The organism is Kitasatospora sp. LaBMicrA B282 (genome assembly GCF_050325825.1).
GTDB lineage: Bacteria > Actinomycetota > Actinomycetes > Streptomycetales > Streptomycetaceae > Kitasatospora.
Genome location: NZ_JBNQTI010000288.1, coordinates 1 through 5,881 on the forward strand (window position 1 = coordinate 1; position 5,881 = coordinate 5,881).

Annotated in this window: 6 protein-coding genes; 3 read left to right on the top strand and 3 right to left on the bottom strand. The window is 74.8% G+C overall.

Going from position 1 to position 5,881, the window contains the following annotated elements; genetic code table 11:
* Window positions 1–143 precede the first annotated feature (143 nt).
* On the bottom strand, window positions 144–830 hold the full coding sequence (locus ACQRUO_RS38225) for a pyridoxine/pyridoxamine 5'-phosphate oxidase (RefSeq protein ID WP_428320787.1): 687 nt from the start codon (window positions 828–830) through the stop codon (window positions 144–146).
* A gap of 66 nt (window positions 831–896) precedes the next feature.
* On the bottom strand, window positions 897–2,342 hold the full coding sequence (locus tag ACQRUO_RS38230) for a condensation domain-containing protein (protein WP_428320788.1): 1,446 nt from the start codon (window positions 2,340–2,342) through the stop codon (window positions 897–899).
* A 204-nt stretch (window positions 2,343–2,546) separates the two neighbouring features.
* Between ACQRUO_RS38230 and ACQRUO_RS38235 the strand changes: the two genes are divergently transcribed.
* The 3 genes from ACQRUO_RS38235 to ACQRUO_RS38245 all read left to right on the top strand — a co-directional run bounded on the left by ACQRUO_RS38235 (window position 2,547) and on the right by ACQRUO_RS38245 (window position 4,292).
* On the top strand, window positions 2,547–3,434 hold the full coding sequence (locus tag ACQRUO_RS38235; RefSeq protein WP_428320789.1) for a hypothetical protein: 888 nt from the start codon (window positions 2,547–2,549) through the stop codon (window positions 3,432–3,434).
* On the top strand, window positions 3,431–3,856 hold the full coding sequence (locus tag ACQRUO_RS38240) for a HEAT repeat domain-containing protein (protein ID WP_428320790.1): 426 nt from the start codon (window positions 3,431–3,433) through the stop codon (window positions 3,854–3,856). The genes ACQRUO_RS38235 and ACQRUO_RS38240 overlap by 4 nt, the downstream gene beginning before the upstream one ends.
* A 94-nt stretch (window positions 3,857–3,950) precedes the next feature.
* Window positions 3,951–4,292, top strand: a complete 342-nt coding sequence (locus ACQRUO_RS38245; RefSeq protein ID WP_428320791.1) for a hypothetical protein — start codon at window positions 3,951–3,953, stop codon at window positions 4,290–4,292.
* 15 nt (window positions 4,293–4,307) lie between these two features.
* On the opposite strand, the gene ACQRUO_RS38250 is transcribed toward ACQRUO_RS38245, so the two are convergent.
* On the bottom strand, window positions 4,308–5,705 hold the full coding sequence (locus tag ACQRUO_RS38250) for an LCP family protein (RefSeq protein WP_428320792.1): 1,398 nt from the start codon (window positions 5,703–5,705) through the stop codon (window positions 4,308–4,310).
* Window positions 5,706–5,881 lie beyond the last annotated feature (176 nt).

Sequence of the window (5,881 nt, forward strand, 5' to 3'; positions counted from 1 at the left end):
CGGCTTCTCGTCAGTCGCCGATGCTCCGCATGGACTCCCTCCTCGGCGCCGCCGATGCACGCACCCCAACGCCGCCGCGCCCGCCCTTCGGGCGGACGACGGGGGTTTGAAGACAGGCCCTAGCGGCCCGCCGAGCCGGTGCCTCAGGGCCAGAGCAACTGCTTCGCCCAGCCGTCACCCGTCGCGCGGTAGACCAGCCGGGTATGCCGTCGTTGCCGGTCGCCCTGCCAGAACTCCACCGTCTCCGGCTGCACCGCGTACACCGTCCAGTCGGGGGAGACCAGCTCCGGCTGCTCCGCGAGCCGGGCCAGCGAGGCGGCCACGGCCGCGTCGCGCTCGGCGAGGTCGGCCAGCGGCCGGGACTGCCGGCCCAGCAGCGACTCGGCCCGGGCGCCGGCCCCGCGGGCCAGGAAGTCCGCCGCCCGCACCTGCTCCGCGGCACGCACCACCGGCCCGCGCACCCGCACCTGGCGGGCCAGCGGTGCCCAGTAGAAGGTGAGCGCCGCGAACGGCCGCGCCGCCAGCTGCCGTCCCTTGGGGCCGCCGCCGTCCGAGGCGAACTGCCAGCCCTGCTCGTCGACGTCCTTGAGGATCAGCACCCGGGCGGCCGGGTCGCCGGCGCCGTCCGCGGTGGCCAGGGTCATCGCGTGCGGCTCACGGACGCCGGCCCGGAGCGCACCGCGCAGCCACTGCGTGAACAGCTCGACGGGCGTGCCGGGCGTGTCCAGCGGGTCGAAGCTGGGCAGCTCGCCGGCGAAGACCTCGATCCCGCGCAGCAGTCGGCGCAGCTCGCCGCCCTCGGTCCCGGTGGTGTCGGTGGTGTCGGTCACGGGTGTCCCCCTCAGTGCTGGCCGCTTCCCTCCCCTCGACCCTAGCGGGCGTGACCTGGCAGGACGTCAGGCGGCCGTGCCGAGGGTGCGGGTGAAGGTGTCGAGCAGCGCCCGGTTGGTGGCGTGCGCCTGCGGGGTGTCGACGTGGATGGTGTTGACGAACAGGCCGTCGTCGGTGCGGTGCAGCCAGTGCAGGATGCCGTTGCAGCCCGACACCCAGACGTGCATCTTGGCCCGCTGGGTGGCGTGCTGCTCGGCGCCGGGCAGGCGGCGGAAGTCGATGTAGGAGAAGAAGTTCACCGCGTGCGGCCAGTAGTGCAGGCGGGCGTACTCGGCGGGGGCGAGCAACCGCCAGGCCTTCACGAAGTGCACCCCGGCGTGGGCCTGCAACTGCTCGTAGGCGCCCTGCGCGGCGGCCAGCACCCCGCCGAAGTCGGCCGCCGGCGCGAGCGGGACCTCGATCGGCAGGGTGTTGATGAACCAGCCCATCGACTGGGCGTAGCCGCCCCGGCCGCGCTCGTTGACCGGCACCAGCGCCCGGTACACCCCCGGTCCGCCCTCGGCCCGCAGCGCCATCGCCAGGGCGGCGAGCAGCCCCATCGAGAGCCGCCCGCCGCGGGCGCGGCAGAGCGCCGCGAAGTCCTCCAGCTCGCCCGCGGTCAACAGCCGTTCGGTGCTGGTCACCGGCCGGTAGAGCCGGCCGGGCCGCACTCCTAGGTCGAGCGGGAAGCGCGGGAACAGGCCGCCGTTGCGGTCGCGGAAGGTGCGCCAGTAGTCCAGCCGCGGATCGTCGGCGGTCATCGCCCGGTTGGCCCGGCGCTGGCCGCGGCTGAACTCCAGGTAGCTGCCCGCCGTTCCGGGGTCGGCTGCCGTCCCCGGGGCGGCGGCGGTCCCGGAGTCGGCTGCCGTTCCGGCGGCGGCCGGGCTGCTCCCCTCCGGGCCGGCGGCGGTGCGGGCCCGGTAGGCGGTGGCGATGTCGTTGACGGCGATGGCGCTGGACAGCCCGTCGGTGACCAGGTGGTCGCAGGAGAACCAGACGGTGGCCGAGTCCGCCCGCACCACCGCGCCCAGCGCGATCAGCGGCCAGGAGAGCGTGTCGACCTCCCGGAACGCCTCCTGCAGGTACCGGCCGACCTGCGCGGAGGTCTCCAACGGACCGGCGTAGACGTGCTTCAGCGCCACCTCCTCGGGACCGAGCACCTCACAGGACAGGTCCCCGCCCAGCGGCTGGTAGACGGCCCGGAGCACCTCGTGACGCCGCACCAGGTCGAGCAGGGCGGCCGCCAGCGCGTCCAGGTCCACCGGGCCGGCGAGCTCGAAGGTGGCGGCGACGTAGGACCGGATCGGCTCGTTGACGTGCTGCGCGTGCTGGGCGACGGTGAAATGTTTCGCCTGGTTGTAACCGGTCATCCGGCGCGGCGCCGGCACCCCCTCTCCGGTCACTGGGACCAGGCGCCACCGGTGGGCCTCACCAGGGCCGATCTCGGAGTCCTCGACGGAGATCTGGAGCATGCCGCCTTCTTCTGCCGCTGTAGTCGGGTGCCGCTGTCGTGCTCGCGTGACGTGCTCGCGCGGTGCCATACCAACGCGGCCACCGGCCGGTCGGACACTGGCAGCCCCGGCATCCCCCCTGGACGAGTGAGCTCGGGGCGGTGGTTGAATCGGCCGGATCGGGCGAACGCGCCCGGGAGCGAACCGAACCGGGGGAAGCAGAGCATGTCGGATCCGACCGCACTGGACACCGTGTTGCAGCAGGCCCGGCGGGTCCGGGTAGGGGACTCCGCCGGGCGCCCGAACGGCCTGGTCGACGCCGAGTTCGAGGTCGACCTCGCGGCCCCGGCCGACCTCGCCCGGTTGCGCGCGGCGCTGGCGGTGGACTCGCTGCCCGGCCTCACCTGCATGTGCATGGGGGACGTGCTCTTCGAGTTCCTCGACGCGGGCGCGCGGCCGCTGACCCGGGTCGTGCTGCACCACGGCGCCTCGCTGCGCTGGCCGGGCTGGGAGGGCGACGCCGTCCTCCGCGACGGCCGCTCGCTGCTCGACTGGCTCGCCGAGCACGGCGCGCCCGGCCCGCTACGGCAGTTCGAGGAGCACCGGCGGCAGGCCGAGCAGGCGCGGCACGAGCGGGAGGACTGGCTGGCGGCGCTGCCCCCGGAACTGGCGGACCTCACCGACCACCTGCTGGCCCCCAGCCGGACCGGCGGCTCGGTCCCGGGCGACCTGCTGACCGAGCTCGCCCGCCGGGTCACCGAGGCCCGCCCGGAACCCGCCGACCGGGCGCTGGCCCTGCTGGCCTGGTCCGGCGCGGGCAGCGGCCGCTGCTCGGGCTACCCCAGCCACGAGGGCACCCCCGGTGAGCTGCTGCGGCACCTGCCGATCGAGGAGATCATCGTCGCCCTGCAGGACCCGCGGGCGGAGCGCCGCCACTTCGACGGCGCGGTCCGCCACCTGGTCGGCTGGCGCAGCCGGGAGGACCAGCAACGGGACATCGCCGCGATCCCGCTGTCGCTGCGGGTCGTGCTGCTGCACTACGGCCGGGCCACCGACGACACCGACAAGCGGGCCCGGGCCGAGCAGTGGCTGGCGGGGCAGGAGCAGTCGTGACCGATCCCGAGCGCCGCACCGACCACCGCCTGGGACTGGCCGCCGCCCTGGAGCTCTCCCGCTCGCCCCACTGGTCGGACCGCGTCGCCGCCGGGCGCGCGCTGGCCGCGGCCGCGGAGGTGCCGACGGCCGAGGCTGCGCTGGGCCGACTCCTGGTGGACGCCCAGGACACGGCGGTCACCCAGGAGACGGCCGAGGCGCTGCTGGCACGCTGGGACGTGTGCGGCCTGCGCTTGGTGCTCGCGGCCTACCAGCACGCCGATGACGAGAGCGCCGACCACCTGCAGGGCGCGATCCTCAACACCTGCCGCCAGTCCGCGGCGGATATCGTCCGGTTGGACCTGCTCTGCCGGCAACTGGCCGGCGACCCGGATCCGGAGGTCCGCGCGGAGGCCGAGCGGCTCCGGCAGGAGCTGCGCTGAACCGGCGGCGCGGCGCACTGTCGGACCCGGCCTTGTCGGACCTGCCCGGCAGACTGGCGGAGCACCGGATGGGGCGCGGCGAGAGGCGGTAGGGATGGCGGAGGCGACGCAGGAGGCGACGGCCCGGTGGCGGCTGGTGCGTGGCGAGGAGTGCATCGGCGAGATCGAGGTCGACGGCAGCGATTTCCCGTGGATGAGCGGCCGGTTCCGGCCGGCACCCGGGTTCGACGAGGTGCGACCGCTGTTCGAGCGTGAGCTGGCGTTGCTGGACGACCCGGTGGCGGGGGCGGACTCGGACGAGTGGGAGGCGGTGGTCGAGGAGATCGGCAGCCTGCTCCGACTCGTCGGTCCGGCCGGGCCGGTGGCGGAGTTCCTGCTGCACGTCGACGGCGACCGGGCCTGGTTCCGGTGGAGTGACGAGCCGTTCGACGAGTGACGGCGGGCCGGCCGATCAGGGTGCCGAGTTCGGGACCGAGGGGTTGAGGTCGAAGGCCCGGATCGGTGAGCCGAACGGCGTGGTGTCCTCGGTGCTGACGTGGGCGCAGCCCGGGGTGCTGGCGGCGTTCAGTGGGCTGGTGTCGTTCGGGCTGCCGAAGCTCGGGCCGGCGCTGGTGGCGCCGGTGGACGGCGCCGGCTCGGCACCTGCGCTCGGCGGCTGGGCGGCCGCGCTCGGCGGGTGGGCTGCGGCGGAGTGCGCGGCGGCCGAGTGCGCGGGGGCGACCGGGGTCGGGGCGGGGGCGAACGAGCGGTCGGCGCGGATCTGCTCGAAGACGTCCTGCGCCTGCGGGGCCAGCGTGAGGTTCTCGGCGAAGCCCGGATCGGGGCCGTTGTAGGGCAGGGTGGGCGTGGTCAGGAAGGTGATCCCACGAGTGGGGACGCTGTTCAGCCGGTCGGCCAGCCCGATCAGGTTGGTCAGGCCGTCCAACCCCGGATCGACGGTCAGCGCCTTGGTCGCGGCGTCGGCCAGCGAGTAGAGGGTGGCCGGGTGGGCCAGCGTCCCGGCGCTCTTCAACTTCTGGACCAGCGCGGACAGGTAGAGGTGCTGGGCCTGCTCGCGGCCCAGGTCGCTGCCGTCGCCGAAGCCGTGCCGGGTGCGCAGGAACTCCAGCGCCGCCACCCCCTGCAGGGTGTGGGTGCCGGCGGTCAGCTTCAGGTGCGAGTCCGGGTCGTAGAGGTTGGCGTCGACGCAGACCGGCACCCCGCCGATCGCGTCGGACATCGAGACCACGCCGGCGAAGTCCACCATCAGGAAGTGGTCGATGGTGATCCCGGTCAGCTGGTTGACCGCCGCCACCGTGCAACCGGGTCCCCACTGCAGGCTGTTGGTGATCAGGGCCTTCCCGGGGCTGGGCTGCAGCTGTCCGGTCTGGGGGTCCTTGCAGCCGGGCAGCTCCATCACGATGTCGCGCGGGATGCTCAGCACGGTGGCGTTGCTGCGGTCGGCCGACAGGTGGACCACCATCTCGACGTCGGCGTTGGCCCCCGGGCCGCAGTCGCCGCCGATCGAGCAGTCGGTGGCGTTGTCCCGGGTGTCGGACCCGATCACCAGGATGTTCTCGGCCGTCCGCCCCGCGGTGTCCCGGGCCTCCGGGGCCTGGCTGCCGCTGCCGCCGAACAGGGCGCTGCTGCGGATGTTGCCGTCCAGCGAGATGTACAGGTAGGCACCGGCGCCGACGCAGAGCGCCAGCACCACGCCGAGGGCGATCAGCAGCCGCTTGGTCCGCCGGCCGAGCCGGCGCCGTGGCCCGCCGGCTGGCGGCTGTGCGGCGCCGGCAGCCTGCGGGGCCCGGTCCGGGTCCGGGTTCGGGTCCGGGTCCGACGGGTCGTCGGCAGGACGGTGCTCAGCCATCTGCGCCTTCCCTCATCCGGCCGCACCGACCGCTGCGCCTGCACGGCGGCCGGCGCGGCCCGTCGGCCGTGATCCGTTGGCGATCAGTCTGCCCGCCGGGTGCCGCGCCCGCCTGCCGGAGCGGGCGGGCGGCTGGCGGTCCGCGGCGGGCGGCTCGGTGCCCGGCGCGCGCCGGG

What these genes read in the sequence shown, in the direction of transcription:
- ACQRUO_RS38230 (WP_428320788.1), bottom strand. Translation starts at nt 2,342, where the DNA reads ATGCTCCAGATCTCCGTCGAGGACTCCGAGATCGGCCCTGGTGAGGCC.
- ACQRUO_RS38235 (WP_428320789.1), top strand. Translation starts at nt 2,547, where the DNA reads ATGTCGGATCCGACCGCACTGGACACCGTGTTGCAGCAGGCCCGGCGG.
- ACQRUO_RS38245 (WP_428320791.1), top strand. Translation starts at nt 3,951, where the DNA reads ATGGCGGAGGCGACGCAGGAGGCGACGGCCCGGTGGCGGCTGGTGCGT.
- ACQRUO_RS38250 (WP_428320792.1), bottom strand. Translation starts at nt 5,705, where the DNA reads ATGGCTGAGCACCGTCCTGCCGACGACCCGTCGGACCCGGACCCGAAC.